Below are 14,864 nucleotides of genomic sequence, written 5' to 3'. Positions count from 1 at the left end.
CTGAAGAGCTGAATATACCAAACCGCGCGCTTTAGGTCGGGGCTTATCCTGCTGCACTCAACAACAATTCTTACTCCGAAACGGCGGGCTTACGCCGCTCGGCAAGCAAGGACTGGCCCATGGCGGTCTGCAGAAAATTGGCCGCGTCGGCTTCGTCGTGGTCGGTGGACAGGGTGACGGGCAGCCACTGCTCGAACTCGGCCTGCCGGTTGGAATCGGCCTGGCGGAGCATGGCCGCGGCTTCGCTGCCCAGCACCAGGTGTACGGGCGGATTGGGGTGGTCTACGAGGTCCAGCATGACCTGGGCAGCCTTAGCCGGGTCGCCCACGGGTACGAAGTTGCCGCTGGCAAAGAAGTCGGCACGCTGTTGTACCAGGTCGTAGCCCGCAAGGGCGGGGGCAAAGCTCATGGAGGCGCCGGCCCAGTCGGTGCGGAAGCCGCCCGGCTCCACCGCCGTGACACGGATGCCCAGGGGCGCCACTTCCTTGGCCAAAGCTTCGGTGAAGCCGCTCACGCCAAACTTAGCCGCCTGGTAAATAGAAACCCCGCATTGCCGACCCGGCCGCCCACCGAGCTGATCTGTAGAATATGGCCGCTGCGCTGCTCCCGCAAATACGGCAATACAGCGCGGGTAATGGCAATGGGAGCGTAGAGGTTGGTTTCGAGCTGACTGCGTACCTGCTCGTCGGTGTAGGCCTCGGCCGCGCCGGTGATGCCAAATCCCGCGTTATTGACCACCACATCGAGGCGGCCGAAATGGGCTACGGCAGCGGCTACGGCTTCCGTAATCTGGGTAGAGTTGGTAACGTCCAGGGCCAGGGGCAGCACCTGAGGACCATATCGAGTTACCAGGTCGGCGAGTTGTTCGGGCTGGCGGGCGGTGGCGGCTACCCGGCCTCCGCGGGCCAGTACTGCTTCGGTAAGGCTGCGGCCCAGTCCCCGGGCGCTGCCCGTAATAAACCATACGTTGCTCATGGTCTTAGAAGGTTAAGTTCCTGACAAAGGTCGGGCGCAACCAAGCGGGCTACTTTGTTGAAAAGCTCAAAGACGGTTTGTTGAACAGCTCAACACGATGCTCCTAGTAGCGTGAGTGCCAATGCCAAGCGCGGGGCCGGTGCCGCCGAAACTAACGTGCCGCCTGATTTTGCGTACGTTACAGGCCGCGTCCTACCATTCGCCGGGGCTACCAGCCCGGCACCGGGGGCGGGAAGAAACTCACGGTTATTTTCAAGTACTATGACCGCAAAGAAAAAGGGTGCTGTCAAACGGGATATTGTCGTAATCGGGGCTTCATCCGGGGGCGTTCTGGCTTTGCTGGAGTTCGTGCGCACTCTGCCCCACGATTTTCCCGCGCCCATTCTAATCGTGCAGCACATGGCGCCTTACGTGCAAAGCATGCTGCCTCAGCTGCTCAGCGAAGAGTCGGCGCTGCCCGCCAAGCACCCGCGCGACGGTGAACCCCTGAAGCCCGGTGTTATCTACGTCGCTCCGCCCGACCATCATTTGCTGGTCGAAAACGACACGGTGCTGGTAAAGCGCGGGCCCAAGGAAAACCGGTTTCGACCCTCAGTCGACGCGCTGTTTCGCTCGGCAGCCTACACCTACGGGCCCCGGGTTATCGGGGTGGTACTCACCGGCTACCTCGACGATGGTACCTCCGGGCTCTGGTGCGTGCAGCGCCTGGGCGGCATTACGGTGGTGCAAGACCCCCAGGATGCCGTGTCGCCGGCCATGCCGACCAATGCCCTGGAGTTTGTGCAGGCCGACCACATCGTGCCCTTGTCCGAACTGAGCGCCTTACTCGTGCGCCTCACAGCCGAAACCGTGGAAGCCCGCCCCGCAGTACCCCAAAGCTATAGCGAGCTGCTGGGCATCGAAGTCAAGATTGCCCGCAACGAGAATGCCTTCGAAATGGGTATTATCGACCAGGGCCAGCTCACGGCTTTCACCTGCCCCGACTGCCACGGCGCCCTTACGCAGCTTATCGAAGGCAAGCTGATCCGGTTCCGCTGCCACACCGGCCACGCCTACACCATCAGCGCCCTGCTCTCGGAAGTGTCGGAGTCGGTAGAAAGTTTGCTCTACCAGTCGATGCGGGGACTGGAGGAAAGCAAGATGCTGCTGGAGCACCTGGGTAAGTATTTTGCCAAGGACGGGCAGCCTACCGTGGCCGACGTGTTTCTGACCAAAGCCGCCCACACCGGAAAGCAGGCCCACGCAGTGCGCAAATCCATTTCACAGCACCAGGCCTTTAGCGGAGATTTGGCTCCTGAGCCCCGCCCAAAAACCACGAAAAATAAGTAGCACCGAACAAGACTGGCAGCGTGTAAACGGCCAAAATAACGGGGTAAGCTGAACGCTAAAACTGCATTTTGAGCAAGCTGGGCTATATCCCGGCGCAAACCGGGCCGTATGGGAAGAGGAGTTTATCGAATACCTCTCGACCCAATTTTGTATGCATCTGTCTACTTCGGCTTCCGCATTTTACCTTACTCCAACTCCCTCTCCGCGCCGCTTGCTGCCCTGGGCCACGGGCTTGCTTTTGCTACTAGCCTGGGTGCTGAGCAGCTGCGCCACCTCCAAGCCGGGCGCGGCGGTACAAAAGCAGGTACAGGGCAAAACCTACGTCATCATCGGTGCTTCGAGCGGCTTTGGCCGGGGCATGGCCGAGCAGCTGGGCACGATGAAAGCCAACGTGGTGCTGGCCGCCCGTCGCACCGAGCTGCTGGAGGAAGTAGCCACCAAGATTCGGGCGAGTGGTGGGCAGGCCCTGGTCGTGACTACCGACATCAGCAAACCCGAACAGGTGCAAGCCTTGGCCGCAGCGGCCTTGAAGCAGTATGGCCGCGTAGATGTGTGGGTCAACGACGTGGGCGTGGGCGGCATTGGCCGGTTCTGGGAAATTCCGCTCACCGACTATTCCCAGCTGATTGATGTCAACCTCAAAGGCATTGTCTACGGCAGTCAGGCCGCCATCAAGATCTTCCAGACCCAAGGCAGCGGTACGCTCATGAACCTGGGCTCGGTGGAAAGTGAGGTGCCGCTGGCCTACCACGCCGTGTACGCCGCCACCAAGGGGGCCATCCGCAACCTCGACCAGGCTCTCAACAACGAGCTGCGCCTCAACGGCTACAAGAATATCAAGGTCGTGACCATCGAGCCCTGGGCCGTGGATACGCCCTTCTGGGGCCACGCAGCCAACTACAGCGGCGGTACGCCCCGCATGGCCGCCATGGACCCGCCCAGCAAGGTCGTCAACGCCATGGTGCGCTCCTCGGTGCGGCCCCGGCAGGAGTTGCCGGTGGGCTGGAAAGCCCGGGGCGCGTTTTTCTCCCACGGCATTTTCCCCCACTTCACCGAGCGGGTATCGGCCAATATTGCCCACCGCTACCAGATCAAAACGGCCCCGCCGACCCCGGTTACTACCTCTTCCCTGTACCAGCCGGTGCCTACCGGCCGCGGTGTGGACGACGGGGTGAAACCACGCATCAAGGCCGAAAACCGGCAGCGCAAACAGAAAAAACAGTAGAGTCCCTCAGTCGGGTCAACTATCCGGCTTGGGGCCGGTTGTGTGGTAGCCTCCGCGCCAACGGTGCGGAGGCTACTGTGCTCTTTTACCACAACCACTACCACAACCATCACGACTATGAAGTACAACCTCTTGGGCAATACCGGCCTGAAAGTATCGGAGCTGTGCCTGGGCACCATGACCTTCGGCGGCAAGGGCTGGGCCAAGGCCATTGGGGAACTGCCCCAGCCCGCCGTCGACGCCCTGGTAAAACGCTCCGTGGAAGCGGGAATCAACTTTCTAGACACGGCCAACGTGTACTCGGAAGGCGTATCGGAGGAAATGACCGGGCAGGCCATCCGCAACCTGGGTTTGCAGCGCGACGACCTGGTAGTAGCCACCAAGGTGCGCGGCAAAATGGGCGAAGGTCCCAACGACGTGGGCCTGACCCGCAAGCACATCGTGCAGCAGGCCGAAGCCAGCCTGCGCCGCCTCGGTACCGACTACATCGACCTTTACCAGATTCACTCCTACGACCCTCTCACGCCCCTGGACGAAACCCTGCGGGCCCTCGACGACCTGGTGCGTAGCGGCAAAGTGCGCTACATCGGGGCCAGCAACCTGGCGGCCTGGCAGCTGATGAAGGCCCTGGCCTATTCGCAGTACACGCACAAGGAAAAGTTCGTGTCGTTGCAGGCCTACTATACCATTGCCGGCCGCGACCTGGAGCGGGAAGTGGTGCCCTTGCTCCAGGATCAGAAGCTGGGTTTGCTGGTGTGGAGCCCATTGGCCGGCGGCCTGCTCAGTGGCAAGTATAGCCGCGAAGACGAGCAAAACCAGGACTCGGGCCGCCGGGGACGTTTCGACTTCCCGCCCGTGGATAAGGACCGCGCCTTCACCATCGTGGACGCGCTACGTCCGATGGCCGAGGCTAAGGGCGCCACGGTAGCGCAGCTGGCCCTAGCCTGGCTGCTGCATCAGCCGGTGGTCAGCAGCGTCATTATCGGGGCCAACAAGCCCGAGCAGCTCGACGACAACCTCAAGGCCGTGGACGTGCAGTTCAGCCCCGAGGAATTGCAGCAGCTCGATGAGGTAAGCAAGCTGGCCCCGGAATACCCTGGCTGGATGCTCGACTTCACCGGCGGCGACCGGCAACCCGAGTAACCAAGTGGTAGAATACACCAAAATGCCCGGCTTCCTGTGACAGGAAGCCGGGCGTTTTAGATTACGAAGTGGCTATAAAGGCCGGTTCAAGCTTACAGTGTAATCACCACTTTGCCCTGGGTGCTGCCGGTCAGAATCTGTTCCAGGGCTTTGGGCAGCTCGGCAAACGGCACCGTGAGCGACACGTGGGAGCGAAGCGCACCGCTGGCCAGCAAGTCGGCCACTTCTTGCATGCCGGGCTGGTTGGAATCCACGAGCATGGCTTTGGCCGTTACGCCGCGCTGCTCGGCCCGGGCGGGCGTGTCGGGCGTGAGGCCCAGGATACTGACTAGTGTGCCGCCGGGCTTGAGTACTTCCAGGGAGCGAAGCTGGGTTTCGCCCGACAGGCAGTCGAGCACCACATCCACAGGCTCCAATGCTTGCTCGAAGGCCTGAGCTTGGTAGTCAATTACCTCATCGGCGCCCAGGCTGAGGGCAAAGTCGCGCTTGGCAGCCGAGGCCGTACCAATGACGTAGGCGCCCAGGTGCTTGGCCAGCTGCACCGCGTAGTGGCCCACACCACCGGCCGCGGCATGAATCAGAACCCGCTGCCCAGCTTGCAGGTTGGCCTGCGAAACCAGGGCCTGCCAGGCAGTGAGGGCCGCCAGGGTAGCGGCGGCGGCATCGGTAGTGCTGGTAGTAGCGGGCTTGCGCACGAGGTGGGCGGCCGGAGCGGCCACGTACTCGGCGTAGGCGCGGGCATGGCCGGGGAAGTTTATCATGCCGAACACCTCGTCGCCGGGCCGCAGGCTGGTTACCGCGGCGCCCACGGCTTCCACGGTGCCGGCCACGTCCCAGCCCAGAATCAGCGGCTGCTCGTCTTTAAAGCGGCCGTACATGGCCTTGCCCTCGGTGGATTTGGCGTCCACGGGATTCACGCTCAGGGCCTGCACCCGCAGCAGCACGTCGGTAGCGGCAGGAGTGGGGGTGGGCAGCTCGGTCAGGCGCAGGCCGCGGGGGCCGGTGGGCTCGGTCAGGATAAAGGCTTTCATATTGAAGGAAGTGTAGTTGAAGAACGAGGCAAAGGTGGGGTGCGGTTGCATGCAAGCTGTGGTATGAATCGGGGATAATACGGAACGAAGCCGCTAATTGGGGCTGGGTTTGGCTGGAAATTGCCAAAAGGCCATTACTATTGCCGCAGTACTGGCCTTTTCGTCCCCGAATCATGCATGTGCAGGCAGAGTTTTCCCATGCGCCCTTCGAAATCCTGGTGGAGGAAGTCACGGAGTGGCGCAAGCGGCCCGAGCAGCACAACTTCTTCGAGCTGGTGCTGGTGGAAGAAGGGCAGGGGCGGCAGTGCATCAACTACCAGCACGTGCCCTACGAGCAGCACAGCATTTTCCTGCTGCCCCCGCTCAACTGCCACTCCTTCGAGGTGCTCACGCCCACGCGGTTTTTGTTCGTGCGCTTCACCAATCAGGTCTTCGACAAAAGCCGCCCCGGAGAGCTGGACTTCGAGGACTGGTTTCGCAAAATGTCCTACATCTTGGTCAACTATAACCGGGTGCCCGGCGACGTTATCCGCTCCGGACCCGATAAAGAGCACCTGCTGCACCTGCTTCAGCTGGTGCGTCACGAGCACGCCCGGCGCGACAAGTTTTCCCCAGGCATGATTCAAAGCTGCTTGGTAACCATTCTCAACATCCTGGCCCGCAACATCGAGGCGGCGTTTGTGGGGGCCGAGGGCAGTCCGGCCGCGCCCCGGTTTCAGCAGGTACTCAACCACGTGCAGCACCATCTTTTCGACAACGAGCAGCTGCGCGTAGCCCGCCTGGCCGAGGAGTTCAGCGTGTCGGCCACCTACTTCGGAGAGTACTTTCGGCGCAACGCGGGCGAGTCGCTGCAGGAATACGTGCTCAAGTCGCGGCTGAAAGTGGCCGAGGCCCGCCTGCTGTACTCGGGCAACTCCGTGAAGGAAATAGCCTACGAGCTGGGCTTCAGCGACGCCAGCCACCTTTCGCGCCAGTTCAAGAAGTACCACGGCTACACCATTCAGGCTTTTAAGCAGCGCGGTACTTTTGACTTGCTCACCACCGGCGCCCCAGTCTGCTCTGTACCAGCCCGACCAACGCCGGCGCTAGGTTAGAACCTTGACGTATTTGATAATGTCCTGCCCAAAACCGGCCCGCTCATAGACGGCCCGGGCGTGGGTGTTTTGGGCAAATACGCTCAAAGTCAGCCAGGAATAGCCCCGGGCGCGGGCCCAGCCTTCGGCGTAGTCGAGCAAGGCCCGGCCCACGCCCTGGCCCTCGGCCGCCGTAGCTACCACCAAGTCGGCCAAGTGGGCGTGCTCCTGCTGGTAAAAGTCGGTGTTGATGGTCAGGTGCACCAGACCCAGGGGCTCATCGTGTTCGGCGATAAACACGCTGCGGCGGGGTGAAGGGTGAAGCACGGCCTCCAGCAACACGGCTACATCGGTGGCCGTAAGCTGGGCGGCGTCGCGCCAGGCGGGCGGCCCAAACTCCACTAGGCGGGGCATAACCTGGCGAATGAAGGCTTCATCGGCTGGGGTGGCGGGCCGAATCCGGAGCGGGGTACTTTGCGGAGAAGTAGCGTCAGCGGAAGACATAGGATACGGTATAGGGATGTTGCGCCTACTTTATACGAGCCTCTGCCGGAGTATATGGGCCTCAAGCCTTATAGAAGGTTCGATTGTCGCAATTGCCCCCGGGGTTGTCGGTTTGGCCCCAGTAGCTCGCCTAAGTTGCTCGTTACCTTTAGTAAAAGAGACCGTAGCCTGTTCAATTCTTTATGCCTAGACCCAACCAGTTCACGACCGTTGATGACTACCTCCCCAGCTAGCTCCGGAACTGCGAACGGTAGTGCAGGCTATCCGGGAAACAATGCCGGTCGCTTACCCAGCAGTGGCCGAGCAGATCAAGTGGAACTCGCCTAGCTTCTACTACACCGGTCTCATAGCCCCATTCGACCCCAAAGAGTACCGGCGCGACATAGTAGTCGTGAATCTGCACCGGGGCCACGCGCTGCTAGTGTTTGCCACCGATGCCACCATCCCCGACCCGGGCGGGTGCAAGGCGCCTGCTACCCCTCCACAACCTGACCGAAGCAGCGGCGAAGGCGGCGCAGCCGCAGGCCGTGGTGCGAACCTGGGTGGAGCGGCCTGAAAACAGCCCAAACAGGCAACCGGGCACAGTTCCTCCCTAACAGGTTACAGAGGAGATGTATAGGGTAGATGAGCCGCGGGAATACCCGGTTTTTTCTGTATATTCAATACTTTCAATATTCGGTTGGGACTAACTACTCGGGTGACTATGAAGAAGCTACTGTGGAGTGTACTGGGCGGGTGGCTGCTGAGCACGGCCGCCCTGGGGCAGCAGCCCGCCGATATGGTACTGCTGAATGGCAAGCTCTTTACGGCCGATGCCACCCAGCCTACGGCCCAGGCCCTGGCCATTCGGGGGGAGCGAATTGTGGCCGTCGGCACCACGGCCGAAATTAGTAAGCTGACCGGGCCCCGTACCCGCCGCCTCGACTTGCAGGGCCGCACTGTGACGCCGGGCTTCAACGACGCCCATAACCACTTCAGCCCCTCGCCCCGGGGTACTACGCTGGCCCTCGATGCCCTGGAGCCTACTTGGGAAGAAACCACCAAGGCCCTGACGGCTGCTGTGCAGCAGGCCCCGGCCGGAGGCTGGGTGTTTGGTCGGGTCGGCCGGGCGGTAGTTACCAACGAGCAGGTGACCCGTGCGGCTCTCGACCAGTTGGCGCCCAACCATGCCGTACTACTGCGGGCCCACTACGGGCACGGCTACATTGCCAACTCCCGGGCCCTGCAGCAGCTCGGTATCGGGGAGCAGCAGCCCGACCCTCTGGGTGGCTATTTCGAGCACACGGCCACTGGGCAGCTCAACGGCCGGTTTTGGGAATACGCCCAGTGGCCGGCCAGCCGCACCCTGGCCCTGCAGACGCCCGACTCGGTAGCGTTGGCCGAGCTGCGCCAATTGTCTGCCGAAGCCCTGCGTTTGGGTATTACCTCGGTGCAGCTTTTTTCCTTTCTGCCCTTCGACCAGTTTGTTCGCCTGCTGGCGCAAGCCAAGCTGCCGATACGGGTGCGGGCCATCCCGTTTTCGCCTACCACGCCCCAGCAGCGAGACCTGGGCGAAGTGCGGCAACTGCCGGCCCTGCAGAGCAAGCTGCCTGCTACCGTGAAGGCCAGCGGCATGAAGTGGGTGCTCGACGGGACACCTTACGAGCGGGGCGCTGCCCTGCGCCAGCCCTACCAGGACCGCCCCGGCTGGACCGGCAAGCTGAATTTCAGCGAAGCTGAAGTAGCCCGCATGGTGCAGGAATCGGTGGATTTCAAGCAGCAGCTGCTACTGCACTGCGCCGGCGACCGGACAGCTGAAGTCGTGCTACAGGCCCTTGAAGGAAATGGCTCCGCCGCCAGCTGGCCCGCCCGCCGGGTCCGTATCGAGCACGGCGACGGGCTCATCGGCGACTTGGTGCCGCGGGCCCGGGCGCTGGGCGTAGTGGTGGTGCAAAACCCGAGTCACTTCACCGAGCCCCAGCTGTTTCACCAGCGGTGGGGTACCAAGATGCAGCCCCTGGGCTCGTTGCTGAAGGCGGGCATTCCGCTGGCGTTGGGTTCGGACGGGCCCCTAAATCCATTTCTGAACATCATGCTGGCGGGCATTACCCCCAGCAACCCCGGCGAGGTCCTCACTCGGCAGCAGGCGGTGCAGGCCTATACTTACGGCTCGGCCTTTGCCGAATTTGAGGAACGGAACAAAGGCCGGCTGGCGGTGGGGCAGCTGGCCGACGTGGTGGTCTTATCCCAGGATATCTTCACGGTGCCCCCACCCGAATTACCCAAGACCAGCAGCCTGCTCACCATCATCGGGGGCAAAGTGGTGTATGATGCCAAGGTGCTGAAGTAGGCCCAGGGCGTTGCAAAAAAAGAAAATAAAGGGATGGGTTAGTGATGCAACTTGCTGACTCACATATATATGTTATTTACACGATGTAATCCAGAGTGTATATTTGGTGTATTCTTTCGGAGTTGCAGTAGCAGGGCGCCATGCAGGCACAACCACGAAAGACTCAGTTCCATCAGTGTCTTTCATCCTCGTTTCCTGCCCGGTAGGAAACGGCTTCTCTGCTATGATCATGAACACCAAAACAGTTGCCTTATTCTCCAAAATTCAACTTGTCGGATCAATGAATCCGAAGGCGTGGGATGCCCTTATCCCGCACACGCATTTCGTATTCAGTGAGGCCCACGTGAACCTGCTGGCGGCCGACCTCGTGCGGCAAATCAGCGCGGAGCTGCCCGATAAGGGCTTGCAGGACCGGGTCTTTGGCTTGTCGCAGCAAATGGCGCGCTCGGCCTCGGAGGGACTGGCCAGCGGCTGGGAGCCCGGCGACGAGCTTTGCCCGCCGTGGCGCTGGCCTTTCCCGTTTCCCCACGTTACGGACTTGCTGGAGGAACTGGAAAAAGGGTTCGGTCCGCTGCCCGATCCGTGGCAACCGATTCCCTCGGCCGGTATGATTCAATCGGCCTACCAGCTGACCCAGGTGGCGGCCCTGACCAGTGACGCAGCGTTCAGCCGGGAGCTGTTGCAGCTGGCTACAACGGTAGCTGCTACGGCCAGCCGCACCCTGGTAGACGACTTTGAGCGCTGCGGTACCAAGCCCCGGCCGAAGTTTCCGAAGAAAGTCCTGACCAGAGCCCCCCAGTTGGTGTAGTTCCCGTTTCCGGCGGCCCGCCGCAACGGGCTGGTTAAAGAAAAGCCCCCGGCTACATGGTCGGGGGCTTTTTTGTTGGGCTACTCCCGCGGCCTGCGAAATGCCTTAGGACAGCTGGTAGATAAATTCTGCCACTGCGGTTTGGCGGGCATTGGCAAAGCCTTGGTAGGTGCCAATTCTGACGAAGCCGCATTTTTTCAGGACCTTCTGCGAGCCTCGGTTATCGAAGGCCACCCGGCCGAAAAGTGGGCGGGTGACTTCCAGGGTCAGGAAGGTGGCGAGGGCCGCAGTGGCAATGCCCCGCCCCCAGAAGGCGCGGTCCAGCCAGTAGGTTATTTCGGCGTCGCCTTCTATTTCGAATTTAGAAATACTGCCAGCTATGGTGCCATCCACTAGGATGGTCTGCATGTGGATGGTAGGGTTGAGCAGAAAGCCGCCGTATTTCTCGACGTAGGCGGCTTTGTTAGTGTGGTCTGGGGGCGTAAAGGCGGCCAGGTAGCGGGCTTCTTCGTCGAGCTGGAAGTGAAAAAGCTGCTCTAGGTCGGCGGGCGTGGTGGGCCGCAGGGTCACGTGGGCGGGTAGCGTCGGGAGCATCGGGTTGTTTGGCTGATAGGGTGGACGCGTAGGATAGAAACTAGGTAATACATACTCCACCGCCAGGCAAACGCCGGCCGGGCCCATTCGGGGTTACGCTGCCAGCTCCCGACCGAGTTTACGGCGAAGCTTCTGCAGGGCGGTGTGCATGGCCAAATACCACTCGGGGGGCTGGCCAGGGCACTCTGCCAACCGACTGCCAAAAGCGAGCAGGATTTGATAAAAAACAACCCGGGGTAGACTCTCAACGGGTAAGGAGTGACAGTATATTTCTACTGCATCAGCGGGAATCGGGGGCCGCTGGGTGAGGTCGAAGGCGTCTAAGTCGCCGGGGAAGGATACGCCTACCGCGTTGGAAGCGGCCCCGACTTCCTGCACGGCGGCCTCTATGACCGTGGGGTACCAGCCGGCCGGAATGCCGTTGAAGAAAGCGGGCCACCCGGCCTCCGCCGAGAAAGTGCTTTCTACCCGCAGCCCCAGTACGTCCCACGTACCGGGCGGGGCCGCACTGATGCGCCATAGTAGCTGGGTCATCGGTAATTCAGAATGCTGACTGCAATACCAGTAGCTCTAGGTTCTCTGATGGGTTTCATAGCGGCACGGGGCTATTTCTCGTCTGCAGCGGGGCATTGCCCATGCTCAATCAGATGGAGCAGAAAGGCGAAGTACAAGAGGATGTCCTCGTTGGCGGTAGTTACCCGCACAAGGATTTTCTGGAAGTCATACCCCGGATTCTGTAGGGCCCATTCGAGCTGGGTGCGAATAGCCAGGCGGGTTTCGGGTTCGTAGCGGCAATACCAGCGCAGCAGGCGGGGGCCCAACTCGGCATCGGCTTGTTCGATTCGCCGCCGGATATCGGGAACATCCCACAGGTTGGACAAGGGGATGCGCAGAAAATTCAGCGGGCCCAGATTTTCCATGCGGTGGCGGCTTAGCGTTGGGCCTGGGCGCCGAGTTGGGCTTCGAGGCGGCGCAGGCGCTCTTCCAGAGCCGCCGCGGTAGCCGGGGTGCTGCCGGCCGGGCCGGGCTGCCGGGTCTGGAGCTGTTTGACTTGCTCCTGGAGGCGGGCGTTGGCGGCTTCGAGCTGCAGTACGCGGCGGTAGAGGGCCTGAATGGCAATCAGGTTGACGCCGTCGAAGTCGGCCTGGTTGATGGTCGTGTCGGTGCCGATGGTGCCGATGGCGTCGCGGCCGAAGGCGGCGTGGAAGTCCTGGGCCATGGGGCCGTAGTGGCGGGTGGTGGCGGGGTCGAGGCCGCGGTAGTTCCAGGAGCCCAGGCGCATCCGGTTGATGCGCGCCAGGAACTGGTTACCGTCGGCCAGCACCAGGCGCTCCTTTTTCGTGGAGTCGGACACCGTTTCCCAGGAAGAGCCGTTGGCCGCAATGGTGACGCCCGAGAGCAGGTTGGCGTTGGTGTAGATGCGGAAGCCGCCCGATACCCGGAAGGTTGCCTGGTTGTTGACGCTGGAAAGAATTTCGTTGGAGGTGCTGAAGTCGCCGAAGACGAAGGAGCCGGGCTTGGCGTTGGTGTTGGCGCGGTAGCCCAGGGCGAAGGAGGCGTAGCCGTTGGCCACGTTTTGTTCGCCGATGGCCACGGCCGAGCCTTGGCGGGCGGTGTTGCTCGGACCCAGCACGACGCTATTATCGCCCAAGGCAGTCGAGTTTGAACCCAGCGCCACGGAGTATAGGCCCACGTTGTTGTCGTTCCATTGCGCCCCGTTGACGCGGCCGGCGCGGAAGGCTGCTTTGCCCGGATACCACATCAGGCGGATGCCCGCGCCCTCCTTCGGGATACCACCCACATAGGTTTCGCCCTCGGCCAGCAGGCCGTTGCGGTCTACGCGCAGGCGCTCCTGCCAGGCGCCATCCTCCGGGGTGAGTACGCGCAGGGTGGCCGAGGTGGCGGTGAGGTTGCCGGCGTACAAATCCAGGTTGTCGGGGGCGGAAACGCCGATTTTGGGGCCGCCGCTGCCGCCGGGCGTCAGGGTCAGCTTGTCGGCGGCGGTGGTCGTGAAGCTGATGGGCTGGATAGCGGTGTGGTTGCCCAGGTTGTCGGCAGCGCCGCTACTGGTGCCGGTGGGGAGTAGGCTCCAGGAGCTGCCCCCGTAGAGGTAGAGGCCGGCAGGGGCATCCGTTTGGTAAACGAGCAGGCCGGCGGCGGGCTGCTGAATGGCTTGGCGTTGGGCCTGGGTAAGGCGGGGCGGTAGGAAGCCCTGGGGGGCAGTAGCCGGGTTGGGCGAGGTTACATCTAGGATGGCCGAGCTGGCCGGGGTAGTGGTACCGATGCCCACGGACTGGGCCTGCACAGTAGCAGTGGGGGCGGCCAGCAGCAAGGCCGCCGAGACGGTGAGTAAGGGTGCTTTCATAGGACAGTGCGCGGGGGTAATGCGCAAATATATAGTTGAGCACATATAGGTGGTTAAAAACAAGACGCCCGGATTCCCAGAGGTGGAAAGCCGGGCGCGACGGTAGTGGCAGTAGATAGGATAACGGGAGCCGCACGCTCATCCCCGCAAATGCTTTCGGCGCATTATCCGAAAGAGCAGAGGGGCAGTGGCTGCTACGGCTGGGCGAAGGACGCCGCCTGGGATGTGGGCCGCGGGAGCCAGAACGGGAGCAGCCCCAGCGCTAGCAGGATGCAGCCGGACAGGGTCAGTCTGAATCTGGAGGGTCTTACGGGCAGTCGGGGTTAGTGAGGCATCGCGGCTAGGGCTACTAGCGGCTTCCGGCTTCTAAGGGCCGTAGCTGATCGGCCAGGGAACGGGTTTTCTCGGTCACCTCGCTGCCGGTGTGCAGGGTTGATTTCTTTTCGATCAGCATGATGTGGCATTCCTGCTCCGCTACGGGGTTATGACGTACGCCCTTGGGCACTACGTACAAGGCGCCTTCGGGCAACTCGACGGCTCCGTCTTCGAGTTCGATGCGCAGGTGGCCCTTCAGGATAAAAAAGACTTCATCCTCCTGCTCGTGACTGTGCCAGGCCAGGGAACCCTGAACTTTGGCGACTTTCACATAGGAGTCTTCAAACTCAGCCACTACGCGCGGGGACCAGTACTCGGTCAGGGAAGCCACCGTGTGGTGCAAAGACGGAAGAGAGGATAGTAGGTGCATGATCAGGGAAGAAGGTTGGGGCAAAAGCGAGGCAAGGTACTAGGTGCTCCCCAATAAGCCAGGGTAGACAGTACGGCGCAGACCACTCATTTCCTGGCCAACGTGCCTACTCAATATACCCCGTGGAGTGGTGGATATAGAGCAGTCTGCCGGAAGGGTCATCCACAAGAGCGAAGTACCTGTTTTCCGCTACCTCCACGATTTTATCCCGGAATGAAACCGTGCGGGCCGGGGAAACGAAAGCTACACTCCACACGGAAGCCACTACACCACCCCGGATTTCTTGGTGCGGGTAGTAGGTTGGCCATAGGCCTTTGCCCTTGTCATATAGAAAGTCTCGCGCTGCTAATTCTTTCTCAACAATTGCCCTCACTGCTTCCTGCGTGAGTACTGCCCCATTAGCTGTTGGCTGGCCAGAATCCATTCCTGATTATAAGCGCAGCTTACCATGCGGACCTAGGATGTGCAGCATTTCCCCGGTGGCATCAGCTAAAAAGAGGAAGTAATCGTGCTGGTCAAATTCTCCTGGCTGGCTGACATACGAGATACACCAGCAGGGAATCGGCGGGTTGGTAGCGGGTAAATCGGTGAATTCAGCGGTCAGCCCTTCCTGGATATCGTAGGCAAGAGCTTGCCGTTGGAGAATTCCCTTTGCGAGGGTTAAGGCTTGCTGTTCGGTTAGTTTAGGCATAAGAAGTTAAGCAATGATTTCGCCTTTCGTTTCTGGATGCCATTAATACAAA

General features: G+C 61.4%; 15 protein-coding genes and 1 pseudogene. 7 read left to right on the top strand and 9 right to left on the bottom strand.

All coding sequences use genetic code 11. The features are described from left to right. Positions 1-70: 70 nt before the first annotated feature. Positions 71-975: pseudogene (locus MUN80_RS02015) on the bottom strand (oxidoreductase). Positions 976-1,236: 261 nt separating this feature from the next. Here MUN80_RS02015 and MUN80_RS02010 point away from each other — a divergent pair. From MUN80_RS02010 to MUN80_RS02000, 3 genes are all read left to right on the top strand, one after another. Beyond that, entirely contained in the window at positions 1,237-2,304 is a 1,068-nt protein-coding gene (locus MUN80_RS02010; protein WP_244718943.1) for a chemotaxis protein CheB, read from the top strand. Positions 2,305-2,455: 151 nt separating this feature from the next. Next, a complete protein-coding gene (locus MUN80_RS02005; protein ID WP_244718940.1) occupies positions 2,456-3,529 on the top strand; it encodes an SDR family NAD(P)-dependent oxidoreductase in 1,074 nt (357 codons plus the stop codon). Positions 3,530-3,646: 117 nt separating this feature from the next. Next, positions 3,647-4,672, top strand: a complete 1,026-nt coding sequence (locus MUN80_RS02000) for an aldo/keto reductase (protein WP_244718937.1) — start codon at positions 3,647-3,649, stop codon at positions 4,670-4,672. Between the two features lie 92 nt (positions 4,673-4,764). Here the strand turns inward: MUN80_RS02000 and MUN80_RS01995 are convergent, their stop codons facing one another. Further along, the gene (locus MUN80_RS01995) at positions 4,765-5,754 is read right to left on the bottom strand and encodes an NADP-dependent oxidoreductase (protein WP_244718934.1); all 990 of its coding nucleotides are present in this window, start codon (positions 5,752-5,754) and stop codon (positions 4,765-4,767) included. A 122-nt stretch (positions 5,755-5,876) separates the two neighbouring features. On the opposite strand from MUN80_RS01995, the gene MUN80_RS01990 reads away from it, so the two are divergent. Further along, entirely contained in the window at positions 5,877-6,797 is a 921-nt protein-coding gene (locus tag MUN80_RS01990; RefSeq protein WP_244718932.1) for an AraC family transcriptional regulator, read from the top strand. On the opposite strand, the gene MUN80_RS01985 is transcribed toward MUN80_RS01990, so the two are convergent. Continuing rightward, the gene (locus tag MUN80_RS01985) at positions 6,789-7,280 is read right to left on the bottom strand and encodes a GNAT family N-acetyltransferase (protein WP_244718930.1); all 492 of its coding nucleotides are present in this window, start codon (positions 7,278-7,280) and stop codon (positions 6,789-6,791) included. The two genes, MUN80_RS01990 and MUN80_RS01985, sit on opposite strands and share 9 nt — an antisense overlap. A 274-nt stretch (positions 7,281-7,554) precedes the next feature. Between MUN80_RS01985 and MUN80_RS01980 the strand changes: the two genes are divergently transcribed. The 3 genes from MUN80_RS01980 (at position 7,555) to MUN80_RS01970 (ending at position 10,417) form a co-directional block, all read left to right on the top strand. Then, positions 7,555-7,836 carry a hypothetical protein gene (locus MUN80_RS01980; RefSeq protein ID WP_244718928.1) on the top strand — a complete coding sequence of 94 codons (282 nt, stop codon included), beginning with the start codon at positions 7,555-7,557 and terminating at the stop codon, positions 7,834-7,836. A 147-nt stretch (positions 7,837-7,983) separates the two neighbouring features. Next, the gene (locus MUN80_RS01975) at positions 7,984-9,609 is read left to right on the top strand and encodes an amidohydrolase (RefSeq protein WP_244718926.1); all 1,626 of its coding nucleotides are present in this window, start codon (positions 7,984-7,986) and stop codon (positions 9,607-9,609) included. Between the two features lie 280 nt (positions 9,610-9,889). Further along, complete coding sequence (locus tag MUN80_RS01970) at positions 9,890-10,417, top strand: hypothetical protein (protein WP_244718924.1); 528 nt, start codon at positions 9,890-9,892, stop codon at positions 10,415-10,417. A gap of 105 nt (positions 10,418-10,522) precedes the next feature. Here the strand turns inward: MUN80_RS01970 and MUN80_RS01965 are convergent, their stop codons facing one another. The 6 genes from MUN80_RS01965 to MUN80_RS01940 all read right to left on the bottom strand — a co-directional run bounded on the left by MUN80_RS01965 (position 10,523) and on the right by MUN80_RS01940 (position 14,812). Further along, a complete protein-coding gene (locus tag MUN80_RS01965) occupies positions 10,523-11,011 on the bottom strand; it encodes a GNAT family N-acetyltransferase (protein ID WP_244718922.1) in 489 nt (162 codons plus the stop codon). Positions 11,012-11,104: 93 nt separating this feature from the next. Further along, positions 11,105-11,545 (bottom strand): hypothetical protein, encoded by a 441-nt coding sequence (locus tag MUN80_RS01960; RefSeq protein ID WP_244718920.1) that lies wholly within the window; start codon positions 11,543-11,545, stop codon positions 11,105-11,107. A gap of 71 nt (positions 11,546-11,616) precedes the next feature. After that, on the bottom strand, positions 11,617-11,931 hold the full coding sequence (locus MUN80_RS01955) for a hypothetical protein (RefSeq protein ID WP_244718918.1): 315 nt from the start codon (positions 11,929-11,931) through the stop codon (positions 11,617-11,619). A gap of 11 nt (positions 11,932-11,942) precedes the next feature. Then, the gene (locus MUN80_RS01950) at positions 11,943-13,376 is read right to left on the bottom strand and encodes a phage tail-like protein (RefSeq protein WP_244718915.1); all 1,434 of its coding nucleotides are present in this window, start codon (positions 13,374-13,376) and stop codon (positions 11,943-11,945) included. A 349-nt stretch (positions 13,377-13,725) separates the two neighbouring features. Next, complete coding sequence (locus tag MUN80_RS01945; protein ID WP_244718913.1) at positions 13,726-14,121, bottom strand: cupin domain-containing protein; 396 nt, start codon at positions 14,119-14,121, stop codon at positions 13,726-13,728. A 430-nt stretch (positions 14,122-14,551) separates the two neighbouring features. Further along, positions 14,552-14,812: a hypothetical protein gene (locus MUN80_RS01940; RefSeq protein ID WP_244718910.1), complete on the bottom strand. Its 261-nt coding sequence runs from the start codon at positions 14,810-14,812 to the stop codon at positions 14,552-14,554. Positions 14,813-14,864: the final 52 nt, after the last annotated feature.

This window comes from Hymenobacter cellulosivorans (assembly GCF_022919135.1).
Taxonomy (GTDB): Bacteria; Bacteroidota; Bacteroidia; order Cytophagales; family Hymenobacteraceae; genus Hymenobacter; species Hymenobacter cellulosivorans.
The sequence above is the reverse complement of the archived record's forward strand: the minus strand, read 5'-3'. Positions and strand labels throughout refer to the sequence as shown.